Below are 17,036 nucleotides of genomic sequence, written 5' to 3'. Positions count from 1 at the left end.
ACTCCACCCGCTGCCGAGCGTCGCGTTCACGCTCCTCCAGCAACCCCATCACCGACGGCATCCCGGCACCTCCACCGAAGAGACGACACGACACCCCGTCCCTCCCGCCGAAACACCACGCCTACACCTGACCAGCGGAAACGAACCCGTCACTCTCGGAAAGACAACGGCTTCTTACAGTCCCACACGCCTGGCGCCCGATTTCCGGGAAGCAGATCAGTCCCACCAGAAGTCCCAGCGATGGGCTCCGGTGATCCGCCCGGCGTACGCCGCCAGTGTGCTCGGCCTGGTGCCCTGCCAGATGTTGTCCGGGCAGAAGGCGAAGTGCTCGGCCGCGACCAGGAGAGCCTCATGGACGTTCACCGGTGGCGCGGCGACGCTGAGGTGCAGAGTGGAAAAGCCGACCGCGACGACACGGGCTCCGAAACGGTGCTCCCAGTCGCGGACGACCGCGGAGAACTTCGCGGTGTCGTTGTCGTAGTTGCAGGGTCCGGCCCAGCCCCCCACCGTCAGCGCCTCGGCACCGGACGCTGCGGCGACCAGCCCCAGACGTGTTTGTGGACGGTCGGCGAGGAACGCCTGCGCGAACTCGGCAGCCAGTCGATCGGGATTCGTTGCCGTATTCCGGCTGGGGGCGAGGCCGGGCCAAGTCTGCCCGAAGGGGGCCGTGGCGGCGAAGCGCCGGTCGGCGTCGAGCATGTCGTCGTCTTCGTCGACGGCTGTGTACGTCGCCCACCACTGTGCGAGGAGGCCGGCAGGGGCGTGGCTTGCCGGGGCGGACATCAGCTCGGGGAAGACCTGTCCGGATCCCCATGGGCGAAATTCGCCGTCGTTCGGATCCAGCGAGTCGAGCAGCAGCGGCCACAGGCCGGAGCGTGTGTGTTCAGCGTGCATCCGGGTCCACAGCTCGGCCATGGCCGGCCCGTCACTGAGCCACAGGGGCTGTACGTCTCCGTCGCCTTCGTCGGACGTGACCATCCGACCGGGCGGAAGAAGGCCCTCAAGGCTCAAACGGGCTTCAGGGTGCATGGGGCGGATGCCAGTGCTGCGACCGGTAGGCATCACTGAGAGGGTCCGATCACTCGATCGCGGAACTTCTGGAAAGTGCGCCGGCCTGACTCTTGCCCCGGAGCGATCAGGTCTCCTTCCGCGCAGTCGAGCACCTTGCACCGTAGAGCCTCGGCAAGACGGAAGACGGGCGTCAGCACGTCGTCACCGGAGCCCCGGATATGGAGCATGATCGAGTCCACCGGGTCTTCTGAGCCGATGTTGAGCTCGATGGACCACGTGGGGCCGGACACTTCGCCCCAGGTGGGGTCCGCGAGATCAGCTTCGGGACAAGCCTGGGTAACAGCGGCGAGTACGTCGCGTCGTCGGCCGAGCGAGTCCGGGGTGTGGTCGGCGGGGATCTCCTGCACGGAGGTGAGGTCGTCGGGCAGGCGGAGGAGGAGTACGTCCCAGCTCATGGCGGCCTTCCAGGTAAGCCTCGAGGAGCGGTTGCGGTCGGTCAGATCAGGCTGAGCTGTTCTCCGGGCGGTTGTGGCAGGAGCACGGTCTGCAGGCGTCGGATGTTCGCGCGCCATGGGCTGCCATCCGAATCTGCCCACAGGTCCATCAGCTCGGAAGGCTCGGTCATGACGCGGCCGAGGGCCTGGAGAGCGAGATCGCGCAGGCCGGTGAGATCGGGAAGAGGCTCTTCCGTCCCGTAAATGGGATCAGCAGGCTCACCCCCAGGGCACTGCGCGGCGACAAGAGCGGCCGCAGCTACGGCTTCCTCGGACTCGGGTGCTTCGAGGTAACCCGCGGTATCGATCACGCGTATGAGAGTGCCGCGGACAATGCCCTCGCGTTCGCCTACCGCTGCCTCGTCAAGGTCCCCGCAGAAATCCGCTGCGGTGTCGTTGTCGAAGGGACCGACATCCCAGGTAACCATCGTCACTCCTGCCGTCGCCATCTCTGTCCGCACCATTCTGATGAGAGCCACTGACAACGGCGTCGCCGTGGCACCCCGGATCAAGCACGGGCCTGTTGGGGTCAGCAGCATGTCCTTGGCTCCATCCCTCACCCTTCCGTGGGCCCCGCAGTGTTGAGTCGGCTGATCAGCGGGTGGTTGGCCGCCCGAGGATGCCGTGCCGTGGCCGCAGGAGGGCCAGGCGCTCGCGGCTCCTGATGGCGATCTTGGCCACGGCCACGTGTCCGGTCCGGGCGAGCGCCTCGACGAGCAGGACGTAGGAGCGGTCGGCCTCCGGTCCGCCGGGCCCGACGTAGTACGGCCGGCTGTAGCTGATCGGGTCAATGTGTCGTCCAGGAGTCGGAGAACCCTCTGATGCAACCTGCCCCAAAACCCCCGCCCCCCGAAGCACGGCGGCAACGACCGCCAGGCGCAGCCACTGACCAGTACGTAGATGATTGCGGCGAAGACCGCCTCGTCATCGGTGTCGGCGACGCCGCCGCCCTGCGGCCGCACGCGAGCCGGCGGCAACAACGGCCTGGCGATCTCCCACAGGTCCTCCGGAACAATCCAACCCCACCATCCACTCCCCATGCCCAGCACAACTGACAACCAGCCTCGAAGGCTCACCGCGATCGCGACCGTACTGGTCCTGCCGCAGGTCCGTGTCCGGCTGTCCCCGCCTGTCCAGCGCCGAATCGGCGCTGTTCTGGGATACGTTCGGAGGGGCTTGTAGTACCGAGAACACCGAGGGAAAGGCACGTCAGTGGCAGTCGAACTCTCCGAGAACCTCAAGCGGCACCTCGACGAGCCGGTCTTCGTCACTGTGTCCACCATCCAGCCCGATGGCAGCCCGCAGGTGTCGCCGGTCTGGGTCAAGCGTGACGGCAACGACCTGCTCTTCTCGACAACCGTGGGACGCCGCAAGGAGAAGAATCTCCGGCGCGACCCCAGGGTCAGCGTCGTTGTACAGGATTTCGATGCCCCGTACAACTACGCTGAGGTCCGGGGTGAGGCCACCATCACCACAGAGGGTGGTCCCGAGCTGATCGACGAACTGGCGATGAAGTACACCGGGAAGAAGTATGCCGAGTTCAACCCGGCCTCGGTCCACGACAATCCCCGTGTTGTCGTCCGGATCTCCCCGCGCAAGGTCGTCGGCATGGGTAACCTGGCCTGACAGTGAGAAGGTGACGTGGTGATGGCCTCCTGACGGGTCTGACGCGGTTGGCCGCGCGCAGCAGCCCTCAGGTGGGGCTTCCTGACACGCGGCCGCGGTGCCGCCCCGGGCGGACGCGCCCGGACGCACCGGGCACCGACAGGCCCACGAAAGGGCTCCGGCGGCGACTTGCTGTCGCCAGATCAGCACGCTGCCTGTCACCAGCGGCCGGTTCGGCGCGGTTGGTGTCACCTCCCGCGCCGCGCTCGGAGCAGCCGGCCGGGGTCGTCGTCCTCCGGCTTCCTCACCGGCAGCTCCGCCGCCGGTCCTGGCGACAGTAAGCCTGCCGTTGTGACAGCCACCGGGCTTCGGCACAAGACCGCGCAGACGTACACGACGGAGTTTCCCGCTCCATGGCTTTGCACGCGAGAACGGGAGTCGTCTGTCGACCGCTTCGGGAGTCACTGCGTCGTCCCACGGCTTGGTCGATTCCGATGAGTTCGGGCGTCGCTCATGGTCCGGTGAATGGATGGAAGGCGACTCATCGGCGGCCGGATCAAGCCCGCGAGGGCGGCGATGTTGGCGGCGACGCCTGGCAGGCGGCGCAGCAGGTGCTGCCCGGCCCGCTTCAGGACGAGTCCGACGCCATCTCCGGCCGCCGAATCGCGCGGGGACCATAAGGTGGATGACCGTGGATCACACCGACGACGCTCTGGGGCGTCTCGTATGGGACGAGGCCGAACAGCGCGCCGCACAAGGCGACACCGCGTACGTACGCGATCTGGGCGCGGAGCTGGCCGGCCGGCGCGCAGCCGCTGCCGAGCGGGTGCGCGATTACAAGCGGCAGCTGGCCCATGTCGTGCGCGTGCTCGCGCTCACGCTCGGCCGCGACAGCCTGGCACAACTGCTCCGGCTTCTCGACGCGCGGAGCATGCCCGACACGTCCGGCCTGGGGCAGCGCTTCGTCGCCTCGCTCCTCGCGGAGCATCACCGCGTCGCCGACCTGGCGGCCGTCGCCTTCGACCGCAGTGAACGGGACCGGCGTCATCGGGCACCTCGCCGCCCGCTTGCCTCACCACGACGGACAAACGCCGTAGCGAACGCCTCGCCTTCACCACCCACACAGCCTTTTGTGCAGGGAGGTTGGCGGCCGTCGGCGGCTGCTTCGAGCGCCCCCAGTCAAGCGCTCTGCCTCCGCGCGTCACGCCCGCGCCACCGTGGACGGTGACCGGCGCCGTCGTACCTCGTTGAACCGGTCCCATCGTGGGTGACGGGCCCGGGGCAAGGGCGGTGGTCGTCATGACCGACCGGATGGGAAGCCTCACCCGGCAGCGTTACGAACAGAGTCACCCAGGCCGAGGAACTGATCGCAAAGGTCGCGAAGGCGCATCTCGCTCGCGGTGGCATGGCGTTGGAGACCGAGCCGATGAGGTCGGTGGGCGGTTCATGCCGGACGGCACGGACGAAACTGTTCACCGTGACGGAGTCGTTGCAGATGTTCGCGGATGACACCGGCGTGGAACGCCGGACGGTGGAGGACGGGCGGTGGACCGCCAACCGCTGGCCGGCGGACACCCGCAAGGAGGGCGTGTGGTTCACCGTCCACCGCATCCTCGCGTCGGTCGTGGACGAGGCGCGAGCGGCGGGCGGCCATCGAGGACGCCCCGCTCAACCCGCGCACCGGAGCCCGGCAGTGGACGCCGGACGGCGTGAAGCGGGTCGTCGGCCAGCGGGTCGAACGCCCTGTCCAAAGGACATGCTTGGCAGGCCGACCGTGGCCCGGTCGGAGATGTGGGACGACACCGCGCGCATGCTCGTCGACCGCGCCCCGTGCGACAACTTTGAGGAGACCAGGGAACGGGTCCGCGAGACCACCCCCGCCGTGGCGCACAACCGCGGCTCGCCTGCCCGGACATCACCCGGGCCTGCGACCTCGCCCGAGCCTTCGCCGATCTCGTCCGTCACCAGCACCGATACCTGCTGCTGGAGCGGATTTCGCCGGGCAGAGCAGAATGCCCCGAAGCCCATGAAAAGGCCTCGCAGGCTTCGCCAGGACCTGGACGCCGTCACCGCCGGCCCCACCCGCCCGGGAAGCCCGGGTGGTCGAAGGCCACGTCAACAGGGGGAAAACGCTCAAGCGAGCCGTGTACGGCCGGGTCTTCGCTCTCCTCCGCACCCGGATCCGCAACTCAGAGCTGAGATCCACGGCAGGTGGTGCCGGCCACGACACCACTGTCACAGCGCGGCTCTACACTCCGCGAAACGCCCCGTAGCGATGAACGGAGCACGAGCTGTGCAGATCGCCGGCCTGGACCTGTATGTGAACCATCCCGTGATGGCTCTCGGCTCCACCGAGTGGATCCCGGACCACGCTCGCGCTGCAGGACCGGCCGGCCGTGGCATGCGAAACCCAGTCCTCGTCCGAGTCCGGGCACAGGTCCCCCTGGTCAAGGTACGCGTGCTCGTCGAGGACATCACCGGCATCGAAACGACGCAGGACGGCTTCACCACCGTATTCGACGGCTCCCTTTTCCTGGCCGATGGACGCCTCATCGTCGGGGACGTCATCGGCCAAAGCCGGTTCACCACACATCTCGCGGGTGGCCCTGGCAGGCGCCGTGTCACTGTCGCCGTGGACCAGCCCAACGGGCCGGCCGGCGCCGTCGACATCACACTGGGCGAGATCCCGCTGTAGGCAGTCCGACGGCCTCACGGCACTGCGGCCGACAGCCGATGCAACGGACCCCATCAGTCATGCGGCCTCGCATTCCCACGGGCGTCGGCGCGCACGCCGGCGACGCCGGCGTGCGCCCATCAGCCCCACCCGCGGCTCGCCGCCCACGCGAGCGCGTAGCCCGCACCGTTGAGGGCGCAGTGCAGCGCCACGGGCGGGACGAGACTGCCGGAGCGGCGGCGGAGCTCGCACAAGAGCACACCGGCGAGAGCGGTGCCGGCGACCGCCGCCGTCACGGCCAGGACGACGCCGGACTGGCCGGCTCCGAAGACCGCCTGGGCCGCCGCGTTCGCGCGGGTGAGCCCGCGGGACGGCTGCACGTGCCAGAGCCCGAAGAGCAGCGAGGAAGCGACGGTGGCCCATACCGGCCCCCACCGTCGCCGCACCATGGCCCACAGCACGCCGCGGAATGCGACCTCCTCGAGCAGCACCGTGCCGAGCGGTACGCGGACCAGCACCCGGTACACCAGCTCCCCGGACGACAGGCCCGCCGCCCGCTCATCCTGGAATGCCTCCCGGCTGAACGGCAGGGCCAGACCCGCCAGACAGACCACCACAACGGCTGCGGCCAGCACCAGGCCCCAGCGCAGACCACGGCGGGCCGCGGCCCTGCCGAGCCCCAGGTCCTGCCACGTCAGGCCCGACCGGCGGGCGATCAGCACCAGCAGCACGGCCGCAGCCACACAGACCGGCACGTACCAGCCCGGTGCGAGCAGGGCGTTGAGCGCGTTCGCGGCCGCGAGCACCACGACGGCCAACAGCAGCATCCACATGGCCGCACAAGGATTGCCCACGTGCGCGAGAACGGCCCGCAACGCGCCGTTCCACGGCGCGCCGCCCCCTACCGGTGCGGACCGCACGGAAACCGAGCGGGCTGCCAGGCCCGCGGATACAACCGCCTTCCCCGCAGCCCCCCGGCCCCTCGTAGTCCCGTAGCACTTCGTCGCAGACCCGTGCCCGCCGCGGGTGGCGCCGTGACCGGCGGCCCGGCTAGTGGATCAGCGCGTTCGCCATGATGATCACCACACCGATCAGCATGTCGAGACCCCCTGCCCGGCACGAGGCGGGCCACCCGTGCCCGGCGGCGCGGGCGGCCCAGGCGCCCAGGCCGAACAAGGCGACAGTGTTGAACAGCAGCGCCACGTCCACCGCCATGGCCTCGGCCCACCAGCCGGCCACCGCGGCAAGCAGTATCGCCACCGTGGGCAGCACGGCGGCCACCAGCGGCCACTCGGCGAGCACCGACCACACTCTGCTCGCGGTGGCCGCCCCGTCGGCGGACGCACGCCGGGCGATCACATGCGCGTACCCATGCGCGGCGCTCGACGCCAGCGCGGTGAGCAGCACCCACAACGCGTCCGGACCCGGATCGGCCTTCTCGCCCGCCGCGTCCAGCGCGGCCACCATGGCGCTGGCCAGCACCAGCCCGTAGATGCCGCTGAACAGCCACCGCTCCGGCGGCTGCCGCCGCCTCATCCCCCCTCGTGCGACGCCCTCGGGCCGGACATGGTCAGCGCGGTCGGACATCGCATCGCCTCGGTGCGTGAAGAGGGCCGGGTCCACCCATGCTCACCCCCGTGACGTCAGCGAACACGACGCCACGCGGGCACGCATGACGGTTGTGCCCAATGAGCGGTCACGGCCCCGAGCGGTGAGGCCCTCGCCGCGCCGGCGCCGGGCGCCGTGCCGGCACCCGCCGGCACCACATGGCACCGCGTGGCACCGCATGGCACCACATGGCACCGCATGGCACCGCATGGCACGGCTGGCATGGCACGGCGCGGAATGGCGTGGCACGGCTGGCATGGCATGGCATGCCGGTGGGACGGCTGCGGCAGGTCCGGGTACCGGTGCCGGTGCCGGGCGCAGCGAGAACGTCCCGTTCCAGCAAACTGATGGACCGTGCGCCCCGGCGACAGGTGGCCCCCGGAGCGCCGCCCGCGGTCCCGGCCGGGGCACCGCCGGCCGGGATCCACAGAGCGGGTCAGGGACCGAGGAGGTGCCAGCGGACACGGGAGCGGGCGTGGCCGGGAGTGGTGCCCAGATGGCGGGCCAACTCGCCGGCCCAGCCGTCCGCGCTCGAATCGATCCCGTGCACGGCCGCGCGGCCGGCGCTCCGCCCCCTGGCCCCGAACCTCCACGACGGCGCCATCGTCGCACCGCAGCAGCCAGACACAGGCGCTGTTCCACCAGACCACGGTCCAACCCCCTGTCCTGTTGCACCCCGGTGGCGACAGGCCACACTCCGCCACCTCCCTGCCGCCCCAGCAGGCCGGCTGCCACCGGCCCCCGGCCGCCCTCGGGAGGGCGGCGAGCGCGACACGAAACCCTCCCCGGACTCCCCCAGGGTTTCGTGCCGGGCTCACCGTGCGGCAGACGGCTTACGGCAGACCGCTTCCTGCCGCGCGGCCGCAAAAGCGGCCGCCCGCGGCCGGTGCCGGTGCCGGGCAAGAGTCCCGCCTATGCGCAGGGAGCCTCCCGGTCAGCCCCGGCAGGGCGCTCACCTCTCGATCCGTACCGAGCCTCCCAATCAACTCCCGCAGGGTGCACACCTTGTGATCCGCACGGAGCCTCCCGGGCCCCGGCAGGGTACGGTGCTCTTGACCGGGTGATGACCCGGTCGCAGGAGCGCCGAGCCAATGGCGGGTCGGGAAGCGTCGCGGCGCCAGGCGAGAGAGGTGCCGCGGACGGCGCAGCGTAGGAGCATTGGATCACCGCCGTCGCACACCTGCGCACCCACCGCGAACCCGGCGTCCTCGTCACCGTCGCCACCGTCCGCGGCCACGCCCCCCGCGATGCCGGCGCCAAACTCGTCGTCGCCCACACCCGCACCTGGGGCTCCATCGGCGGCGGCAACATCGAAGCCGTCGCCATCGACCGCGCCCGCGACATGATCACCACCGCCGCCCGCGAACCCGAACTCATCGACCTCACCCTCAACGGCGTGTAATGCTGCGGCGGCACCGTCCAGATACTCCTCGAACCCTGCCCCTGAAACCCACGGAGCGATCTTCGGCATCGGACACGTCGGCCTCGAACTCGCCCGCATCCTCGCCCGCCACGACCTCCACCTCCACCTCATCGACAGCCGCCCCGACATGCTCACCCCCCAACGACCCACCGTCCTCGCCGAACCCGTCACCCGCATCCACACCCACCACACCCCCCTCCTGCCCGAACAAGTCCTCGAACACCTCCCCACGGCACCCACATCCTGATCACGACCCACGACCACGCCGAAGACGCCGCCCTGTGCGACGCATCCCTGCGCACCCCTCACCTCGCCACCATCGGACTCATCGGCTCCACCGCCAAATGGGCCCGCTTCCGTACCCGCCTCACCACCGAAGGCGGCCACCACCCCACCACCCTCAACCGCATCAAAACCCCCATCGGACACCCCCACATCACCGGCAAACACCCCGCCACCATCGCCACCGACCTCCACCCCACCCTCACGGACTGATGATCCGGGGTGCGGGGCGGTTCGGCCGAAGCCCTGGCAAGGCGACAACGAGTTGTGGGCGGTGCACGCTGAGCCGCGGAGAACGTAAATGCGTCGACAGCGCCCCTCGGCACCCGGCACAGTGGCCACCCGTGACGAGCAGTGAACTGTGGACCCGCGCGACCGCCGACCGCTACGACGCCGAGGAAGCCGAAGCGTCCTCGGCTGCCGTTCTCGGACGGACCCTCGCCTTCCTCGCCGAGCTTGCCGGAGACGGCCGGGCGCTGGAGTTCGCCATAGGAACCGGACGGGTGGGAGTCCCGCTCCGGGAACGCGGCGTGCCGGTGGTGGGCATCGAACTGTCCGAGCACATGGCAGCTGTGCTGCGGCGCAAGGTCGACGAGGGCACCCTCCCGGTAGTCATCGGGGACATGGCCACCACCGTCGTTCCCGGCGGGTTCACCCTGGTCTACCTCGTCTACAACACCATCACGAACCTGCTCACGCAGGACGAGCAGGTCGAGTGCTTCCGCAACGCTGCACGGCATCTGGAGCCCGGCGGCCGGTTCGTCATCGAGCTGGGTGTGCCGCCGCTGCGGCTCCTGCCGCCCGGCCAGGTCGCGGTGCCGTTCGACGTCTCCGAGCAGCATCTCGGCTTCGACACCTTCGACCTGGTCGAGCAGATGCTCGTCTCACACCACTTCACCCGCGACGGCGACGACGGCCACTACCGCCGCGAAAACTCCCGGCACCGATACGCCTGGCCGGCGGAGCTCGACCTGATGGCGCGGATCGCTGGGCTCGAGCTGGAACGTCGCGTTGCGGACTGGGACGGGTCTCCGTTCACCCAGGACTCCGCGAAGCACGTCTCCGTGTGGCGCAAGCCAGCCTGAGGTCGGTCACCGGGCCATCAACGTTGGCCGTGCCTGTCTTGAACTTCTATCGGGAGTTCAGGCGTCGCCAGCAGATCAGTGCGCATCCGAGGGCGAGGAAGGCTTCGTGGATGTCGTCGCAGATCTCCCAGCGGATCCGCAGGCGGCGGAACCAGTGCAGGTGGGCGAATGCTCGCTCCACGACCCAGCGTTGCGTGCCCAGGCTCGAGCCGTGCTCGGTGCCCTGGCGAGCGATCAGCGGCTTCACGCCGAGATCCCGGACGAGGCGGCGGCACTAGTCGTGGTCGTAGCCGCGGTCGCCCAGCACCATGAGCTGACCCTGGTTGCGTGGAGTCCCTGCGAAGCCGGCCTCGGGGAACATCGGTACAGCGGTTATCGGTGAGAACGATCATGGTCGGCTAGCACAGTGATCCACTTCGCCGCTGGGGTTCGGTGAAATGCCTCCGGGCCTGCGCCGGGGCCGAGGGCGTGATCCGTGGGCAGCGGCGGCGGACCACCGTCCCCGAGCCGTCGGCGCCCCGCCCGCCGGACCTGGTCGACCGGGACTTCACCGCAAGCCGGCTTGACCAGTTGTGGGTGGCGGACATGACGCATGTCCGCACCTGGACGGGATGGGTGTACGTCGCGTTCGTCCTGGACGTCTTCTCGCGCAGCATTGTCGGCTGGCAGGTTGGCAGCCACCCTGCAGTCGGCCTGAAACAAGATCACCGGACTCTACAAAACGCGGGGCAGCTCACTCCGACCGGAACGAGAGCCCCGGCCCTTCGCCGGACCGAAGACGGCCGACGAGATCCTCGACCAAAGTCGCCACCTGTTGTTCAGGGAATCTCTGACTCAGGTCACTAGGCTCCAGCAGATAGACGGTCCCCTCCAGCTGCCTTGGAGGGGACCGTCCTCATAGTTGGGGGCTGCTTACCACCACCAGCAGCAGCACCAGTGACTGAAGTGAACGAAGAGCGACACAAAGGCATCCATGCAAACCACCCCCTCCCCCTCCTTCTGGTCTGAGGATGGCGCTGTTCACAGCAACCGCCTAGAGCAAGGAAAGAAGTCACACAATCACATGACTTTCTAGGCCATTCCTCCAAAGCCAGGGAGTGGCGGGCAGACGGACGAGGCCCGGCGCGCGGTTGCTCTGCCTGGTGAAGGCTTGTCGTCGCCACCACCGACGCTGGCGGAGGTCACGTCCGCCGGAGTGGTGTATCGACGGCCACTCGGTGATCTCGTTTTGAGGCCATGCGGTGACTCCGGTGGGCAGGACGGTCTCGCCGGTTTCTGACTCGATCGGGTGGAGGCGGGCCTTGGCGAGGAGTTCAATGCCCTTGTAGCGGCCGGCCTCGGTCCACTCGTCGTTCTGCTCGGCCAAAACGGCACCGACCAGGCGGATCACGGCGGTGTGGTCGGGGAAGATGCCGACCACGTCGGTGCGGCGGCGGATCTCTTTGTTCAGCCGCTCCTGCGGGTTGTTCGACCAGATCTGCCGCCGGATCTCGCGCGGGAACGCGGTGAACGCCGGCAGCTCGTGCTGGGCTGCATCCAAGTGTGCTGCTGCCTTGGGGAACTTCGCCTCAAGCACGTCCAGGACGTGCCGCATCTGGGACTGGACGCCTCGGAGTCGGTTGTTCGAAGACGGTCGTAGCAGCGTGGCGCCCCACGGCAGGGCGGACTTGGGAACGTGGCAGTAAAGAACCAACCTATTGCTTCGCGGTCTCGTACTCGTTGGCCTGGTATGGCGATCATGGAGGAGATACTGTCCCAACTCGGCTTTCGCTTCTCAGTGTTGCTGCCCCATCTGAACGAGCGACAGCGCCGTGTGGCGGTGGCGGCCGAGGCCAGGCTGCTCGGTCACGGCGGGGTGCGCGCCGTCGCTCGGGCAGCCGGGGTGAACGAGACCACCGAGAGTCGGGGGCCAGGCCACCGTCGCCGCCTACGACCCCGAGCAGCGCCGCCTGGTCCTGGTCACCGTACGCGGCCGGACCTCGGAGTACGTCACCTACGACCTCTCCCGCTTCGGTACCGTCGGCACCACCGCCCGCCGCTGGGTCACCGACGCCGACCCCTACTGCAGGGGGTGAGCATACGGGGTCGGCGCATTCCGTCACCTCGGGAGCCGCATTTCGTCGGTACGGGTCAGGCGCCCGCCGCCACGGCCGTCAGCCAGGCGTTCCAGTCGCTCTCGTAGTCCAGCGAGGTGAGGAAGGCACGCGCGGCGGTCCAGTTTCCGGCGCGGTAGTGGCCGAGCACGGTGGCGACGTCGGCCGGGTGCTTTTCGACCATGTAGCGGACGGCGAGGTAGCCCCAGTTGTAGATGCGGTTGACGTCGCTGTTGGCGTAGGTGGTGTCGAACAGCGTGCCCAGGGAGTACGTGTGCTTGCCGGCCTCGGCCACCGCGCTGGCGTAGGTGACGCCGCGGTAGGAGTAGGAGATGTACTCCGCGATGCCCTCGCCCCACCATACGGTGGGGGTGGTCTGGCTGGCGCTGAAGTCGCCGTACAGGTCGAAGCGGCCGTCGAGGTAGTGGGTGTACTCGTGATTGAGGTTCCAGATCTGCCAGCCGGGGCTCACGTCGGTGCGCTCGTAACATATGAACCGCGGCTGGTTGCCCGTCTTGGCGGGGTCTCCCTCCAGGTACATGCCGCCGTTGTTGGTGTCGATGCCGTAGATCTTCCCCGCGTATGCCTTGTAGTCGGCGCTTGAGTTGAAGACATCGACCTCCAGGGTGGTGTTGTAGTCGTTCGCGACCGGCCCCGAGTCCTTGACCACGCTGTGGAAGTAAGCGTCCTGGTTGGCCAGACTCGCGCAGGTCGCGGTCAGTTGGGCGGCCGTCATCTCCTGGGCCCGGATCCGCAGCGTCGGGCTGCAGTTGTGGACGATCGGCAGGATGCGCGATTCCAGCTTGCCGCCGGTGGTCCCGGTCGCCCCGGGAGCGCCTTTGCCATCGCCGTGGGCCGGGCGCCGGCCCGGGTCCGCGAAGACGTGGTCCGGCTTGGGATCGGCCTGGGAGGCCTGGGCGGGAGAGGCCGCGACGGCGGCTATGAGCAGGGCGGTGGCGACGGCCATTGCGCGCAAGATTCACTCCTGGGGAGGCGAGTACGGGGTCCCGTCCGCGACGGGCTGCGCTGTAAAATGGCACATGTCACATGGCTTTTCAATATTCTTGGCAGGGACGCATCCAGTCCGTTGCCTCGCATCGAAGCGCATGGCCTGACGGCCGGGCCCGTTCCGCCCTGGAGCAGGGGAACGGCAGTGGCAAGCAGTCGAAGCCCCGGCAACCCACAAGCAGCCAGCGGTCGCCCGAGGCTGTTGTTGCGTCAGCCCCCGGCCGGCTCCGCTGGCAGGCGAGCTGCAACGGGATACCGCGGCGGATGGCGCGGATCAGGCCGCGGTTGGGCAGCAGGCGGCGGCGCCGCCGACCAAGAGCAGCTACGGCGCGCGGGCTGCGGCGGGATGGTCGTCGGCGAGTTGCCCAGGCGGGTGTGGTCGATCAGGCCGGTGATGTCCGCAGGCAGCGATACTGTCTGCTGTTCGACGGTGTCGATGTGGGCCGCCTAGTCCCGGTAGGGGCCCGAGAGGTAGGCGTCGTCGACGGCCTCTTCGGTATCCGCGCGATGGTTGAGGTAGGAAGTGGCCCACCGCACGTAGGCGGGGCGGTGCATCTGGTTCGCCCGGCTGTGCGCGATCCCGCCGCCCCCTCAAGTGGCCCACATCGCAGGCTAATTGGGTGCGAAACGGCAGAGCCCTGCCACGGCTCGCGGGAGGAGTGCGCCGGAGGTGTGACCGGCTGCGGGCTGCTGGAGCCGGAGGCAGTGACAGTTGGCGCCCGCCGAGCACCTGTGGATTTTCCGTGGCGCTGCTGGACGGCGTGGAGTGTGCGGCGGAGTTCGGCGGTGTTGTCGTCATTGCGGGCGAGGGGGCCGATGACGTCACGCCTCCACTGACGGGTGGTGTCCATGTCCTTGGCCAGCAGGGAGACGATGGCCACCCCCTGGTCGCCGAAGCTCACTGCGGCGGGGGTGCGGCCGATGCAGGCGAGACCGACGGCTTTGGCGGCCTGGGCCTGCTCGTGGGTGCGCCTGAAGCCCTCGATGCCGTGGGCGGGCAGGCCGAGGGAAGCCGGCATCTCTTGGCGAGGCCCGGTGCATCTCCCCCACCACGCGCTCATACGCTGCCTCGCCGGCGGTCCGTCGTGTCTCCGCGACCGCCGTGCGCCGCCGGCTCTCCACGGACGCGTACAGGTGCGTGACGTCGGCCGGAGGCTCGGCCGTCGCGATCTCGGCGAGCAATGGGGCGACTTCCCGGTTCACCCGGGCCTCTGCCACCAGCTCCCACAGCTGTTCCGCTCGGCGTAGTGCGCCGCCCGAGCCCACAGGACGGACAATCTCGGGCACGTGCGTGATGCTGCCCGACTCGGCGATACGGGCCGACAGGGTCACGACGCTGACGGACTGGCTGATGGTCTCGGCGGTGTGCGCGCTCATCACGGGTGCCTTTCTCGGGTGCGTTTTCGGCGCGGCGGGGGGCCACTCCCCCACCGCAAGGGGGCCGGAGCAGCCTCCCGGCGCCTTCGGCCGGTGCTGACTCGTCAGGCGTTGGCCGTGGACCGGGTGATGGACTGGCGGCGCACGCAGCGCAGCGCGAGAGCGCTTCGGCCCGTTACCAGCCAGGCAACAGCAGGCCTGTACCACCGCGCAGCGCATCGGCCAGCGGCCTTACCGCGGGGCTCGGCGTGGGATCGGCCGTGGGTGGGGTGCCGGTGGTGCCGCTCGGGCTCGGGCTCGGTGTGGGGGTCGGGGCGGGGGTGGGCGGTGCCGTCGGGGTGGGCGAGGGGCTGGGGCGGCCGCTGGGCGGGCGGGGGGCCGGGGTGGGCTTCGCGGACGGCGGAGCTGTGACGGCGGGAGGAGCCGGGGGAGGCGGTGATTCCGGCTGTGTGTCCGTCGCGCGTGGGGGTCGGATCACCTCGCTGTCGCGGTCCCGGCCGGTTCCTCTGGCGGGGTGTGTGGCCGCACGTTCCGGTGGGCGTGAAGCCTGTGGCGGTGCGGCGGCGCGCCCCTGGGGTGCCTCGGAGGATGCCTGTTCCGGCCCCGGGGTGGCGTCGGGGACGTCCGCGGATTGGGGCCCGGCCGCCGGCTCGGGAAGCACCGCGCCGACGGCGAGGCCGCCCAGCACGGTGAACGCGGCCGCGGCAAGTGTCCGGGCTCCGTACTTCTTCCAGCGCGGCGCGCCGTGACGACGCCGGGCCTCGGACCCCTCGGCCGGTGGAGTCGAGGCCGAGGCGGTCGCGGTCTCGGCAGCCCGTTTCCGGGGAGCGGGGATCGCCGAGGAAGGCGAGGATGTGTCGACGGGGTCCGGTCCGGCGCCGAAGAGGACCTCCATCGCCGCCTTGTCGTCCACCGGAGCGCCGTCACCCGACTCGCCCGGCAGTGCCATGCCATAGTCGTACGCCCCGCACTCCGGGCACGTCAGGGTGCCGTTGCGAGGACGGCGGCAAGGAACGCAATAGTCCATGGGATCGACCGATCAGTGCGCGATGTGCTGAGAGGGAGCTCGGCTGGGTCGGCCTGCCGGGAGGCGGCCAGCGGTCACGTGGCGGCGCCGGGCGCTGTGCGGAAGGGTCCTGGTCATGTGCGAACCTCGCTCACTCGCCGGCTCAACGGTGGGGCGCCGGTTACCGGGTTCAACGGATCACCGCGCGCCGGTTGCTCAAACGGCGACGCAAAACGTGAGGTACGTGACCCGCTCCAGCCCTTCGACGTCTCTCTCCGCCCAGGCGACACCACTGAGCGGGCCCACTGGGGGCCGGAGATCGCCGGACTCAGGCATCCCATGCCCGAAAGGCCACTCGGCAGAGGTGGCACCCCCGGCCCGGGGAGTCCTTCCCTTGCCGCGCCAGAGGCGCGGACTTCTGCGTAACCTCCTGCGACGCGGCCGCCGCCGCTGAGCGACGTGGACTGGGGCGGCCGTTGCTCCCCGCCGTCCTCACGAGGGAGCATGGGGCCACCGGTGCCGACCGAGCCTTTGAGCCGCGCGGCCGGTCGCGGGATAGTGGCCGCCCGCACCAGAGACGCCAGGGAGGCACCGAGATGACGGGGATCACGGGGAACCGGCTCGCACCGGGGAAGCCACACCACCGGACCCCGGAGCCCTTGGGGAACTGCGCACCTTCGCCCAACGTTTCTGCTTCGCCTACAGGTTGACACTCCACGGCACTGCCTGGGCCACGCTGGCCCGGAACCGGCGTGCTGTTGCCGGCCTTCGCCGCTGTCCGGCCCCCGTTCGTCGAGATGCAGGGGGGGCGCCGAGCTGGCCAGGCGGCAGGAGGACACGTACGTGCCGGACACCGAGGTGCTGTTGCTGGTCGCGGCCGGCACCCTGCCTGTACTGCTGGGCCTTGCCGCGTTCGCGTTCGGCGTGCTGCACACGGCGCACTCCCTGGCCGTCACCCATGTTCGGCCCGTCGAGGCGGGGCAGCTGTGGCGGCGAGCGCGGCGCCAGGCGGGACGGGCCGCGGTGGTTCAGGCCGGCCGCGGGGCGCTGCTGGGCGAACTGGCCCTCACGGGGGTGCTGCTGTGGTCGCTGGCCGACGTGGCGCTGCCCGCGGCTGAGCCGGTACTGGAGTACGCCCTGCTCGCGCTGCTGGCGCCCGCCGTGGTGGCCCTGCGCGTCGGCCTCGCCCTCGCACCGGCCGCGCGGCCCTCCATGATCTGGACGCAATCGCCGCTCTGCACCGCTAGTGTGATGCGCCCGAAATCCTGAGGGTTATTCCTGCTTGGCTGTGTCGGTGGTGGTCCTGACCTTGGCGAGGTAGCCGGCGAGCGAGTTGAGGATCTCGTCGGCGGTCTTCATCCAGGTGAAGG

At 69.8% G+C, this 17,036-nt stretch carries 12 protein-coding genes and 8 pseudogenes; 10 read left to right on the top strand and 10 right to left on the bottom strand.

What is annotated here, in order from left to right; all coding sequences use genetic code 11:
- Positions 1-216: 216 nt before the first annotated feature.
- The 5 genes and pseudogenes from ACLB9X_RS33830 to ACLB9X_RS33810 all read right to left on the bottom strand — a co-directional run.
- On the bottom strand, positions 217-978 hold the full coding sequence (locus ACLB9X_RS33830; protein WP_410364250.1) for a DUF4253 domain-containing protein: 762 nt from the start codon (positions 976-978) through the stop codon (positions 217-219).
- Between the two features lie 83 nt (positions 979-1,061).
- Positions 1,062-1,466, bottom strand: a complete 405-nt coding sequence (locus tag ACLB9X_RS33825) for a hypothetical protein (protein ID WP_410364249.1) — start codon at positions 1,464-1,466, stop codon at positions 1,062-1,064.
- Positions 1,467-1,507: 41 nt separating this feature from the next.
- Positions 1,508-1,933, bottom strand: a complete 426-nt coding sequence (locus ACLB9X_RS33820; protein ID WP_410364251.1) for a DUF4259 domain-containing protein — start codon at positions 1,931-1,933, stop codon at positions 1,508-1,510.
- A 166-nt stretch (positions 1,934-2,099) separates the two neighbouring features.
- Positions 2,100-2,363: a Ku protein gene (locus ACLB9X_RS33815; protein WP_410364248.1), complete on the bottom strand. Its 264-nt coding sequence runs from the start codon at positions 2,361-2,363 to the stop codon at positions 2,100-2,102.
- Positions 2,300-2,545 (bottom strand): annotated as a pseudogene (locus ACLB9X_RS33810) (transposase); the annotation flags it as partial. The gene ACLB9X_RS33815 and the pseudogene ACLB9X_RS33810, both read right to left, overlap by 64 nt.
- A 172-nt stretch (positions 2,546-2,717) precedes the next feature.
- Here ACLB9X_RS33810 and ACLB9X_RS33805 point away from each other — a divergent pair.
- The 5 genes and pseudogenes from ACLB9X_RS33805 (at position 2,718) to ACLB9X_RS33785 (ending at position 5,805) form a co-directional block, all read left to right on the top strand.
- Positions 2,718-3,131, top strand: a complete 414-nt coding sequence (locus ACLB9X_RS33805; protein WP_410364247.1) for a PPOX class F420-dependent oxidoreductase — start codon at positions 2,718-2,720, stop codon at positions 3,129-3,131.
- A gap of 508 nt (positions 3,132-3,639) precedes the next feature.
- Entirely contained in the window at positions 3,640-4,338 is a 699-nt protein-coding gene (locus tag ACLB9X_RS33800) for a DUF6183 family protein (RefSeq protein WP_410364246.1), read from the top strand.
- A gap of 277 nt (positions 4,339-4,615) precedes the next feature.
- A pseudogene (locus tag ACLB9X_RS33795) lies at positions 4,616-4,807 on the top strand (hypothetical protein); the annotation flags it as partial.
- Between the two features lie 59 nt (positions 4,808-4,866).
- Positions 4,867-4,938: pseudogene (locus ACLB9X_RS33790) on the top strand (hypothetical protein); the annotation flags it as partial.
- Positions 4,939-5,403: 465 nt separating this feature from the next.
- Positions 5,404-5,805, top strand: coding sequence for a hypothetical protein (locus ACLB9X_RS33785; RefSeq protein WP_410364252.1), 402 nt, complete (start codon positions 5,404-5,406; stop codon positions 5,803-5,805).
- 119 nt (positions 5,806-5,924) lie between these two features.
- Here the strand turns inward: ACLB9X_RS33785 and ACLB9X_RS33780 are convergent, their stop codons facing one another.
- Both ACLB9X_RS33780 and ACLB9X_RS33775 read right to left on the bottom strand, forming a co-directional pair.
- Positions 5,925-6,659 carry a CPBP family intramembrane glutamic endopeptidase gene (locus ACLB9X_RS33780; RefSeq protein WP_410364245.1) on the bottom strand — a complete coding sequence of 245 codons (735 nt, stop codon included), beginning with the start codon at positions 6,657-6,659 and terminating at the stop codon, positions 5,925-5,927.
- 175 nt (positions 6,660-6,834) lie between these two features.
- Entirely contained in the window at positions 6,835-7,371 is a 537-nt protein-coding gene (locus ACLB9X_RS33775) for a hypothetical protein (RefSeq protein WP_410364244.1), read from the bottom strand.
- A 1,183-nt stretch (positions 7,372-8,554) separates the two neighbouring features.
- On the opposite strand from ACLB9X_RS33775, the pseudogene xdhC reads away from it, so the two are divergent.
- A pseudogene (gene xdhC / locus ACLB9X_RS33770) lies at positions 8,555-9,310 on the top strand (xanthine dehydrogenase accessory protein XdhC).
- A gap of 131 nt (positions 9,311-9,441) precedes the next feature.
- Positions 9,442-10,182, top strand: coding sequence for a class I SAM-dependent DNA methyltransferase (locus tag ACLB9X_RS33765; RefSeq protein WP_410364243.1), 741 nt, complete (start codon positions 9,442-9,444; stop codon positions 10,180-10,182).
- 46 nt (positions 10,183-10,228) lie between these two features.
- Here ACLB9X_RS33765 and ACLB9X_RS33760 read toward each other — a convergent pair whose 3' ends face one another.
- A complete protein-coding gene (locus ACLB9X_RS33760) occupies positions 10,229-10,429 on the bottom strand; it encodes a transposase (RefSeq protein WP_410364242.1) in 201 nt (66 codons plus the stop codon).
- A gap of 209 nt (positions 10,430-10,638) precedes the next feature.
- Between ACLB9X_RS33760 and ACLB9X_RS33755 the strand changes: the two are divergent.
- Positions 10,639-10,863 (top strand): annotated as a pseudogene (locus tag ACLB9X_RS33755) (DDE-type integrase/transposase/recombinase); the annotation flags it as partial.
- A gap of 613 nt (positions 10,864-11,476) precedes the next feature.
- Here ACLB9X_RS33755 and ACLB9X_RS33750 read toward each other — a convergent pair.
- A pseudogene (locus ACLB9X_RS33750) lies at positions 11,477-11,854 on the bottom strand (transposase); the annotation flags it as partial.
- Between the two features lie 57 nt (positions 11,855-11,911).
- On the opposite strand from ACLB9X_RS33750, the pseudogene ACLB9X_RS33745 reads away from it, so the two are divergent.
- Positions 11,912-12,091 (top strand): annotated as a pseudogene (locus ACLB9X_RS33745) (ISAzo13 family transposase); the annotation flags it as partial.
- Positions 12,092-12,318: 227 nt separating this feature from the next.
- Here the strand turns inward: ACLB9X_RS33745 and ACLB9X_RS33740 are convergent.
- Positions 12,319-13,080 (bottom strand): annotated as a pseudogene (locus ACLB9X_RS33740) (collagenase); the annotation flags it as partial.
- 3,429 nt (positions 13,081-16,509) lie between these two features.
- Between ACLB9X_RS33740 and ACLB9X_RS33735 the strand changes: the two are divergent.
- Entirely contained in the window at positions 16,510-16,935 is a 426-nt protein-coding gene (locus tag ACLB9X_RS33735) for a hypothetical protein (protein WP_410364241.1), read from the top strand.
- Positions 16,936-17,036: the final 101 nt, after the last annotated feature.

Source organism: Streptomyces sp. 5K101 (genome assembly GCF_046506645.1).
In the GTDB taxonomy this organism is placed as follows: domain Bacteria; phylum Actinomycetota; class Actinomycetes; order Streptomycetales; family Streptomycetaceae; genus Streptomyces.
The sequence above is the reverse complement of the archived record's forward strand: the minus strand, read 5'-3'. Positions and strand labels throughout refer to the sequence as shown.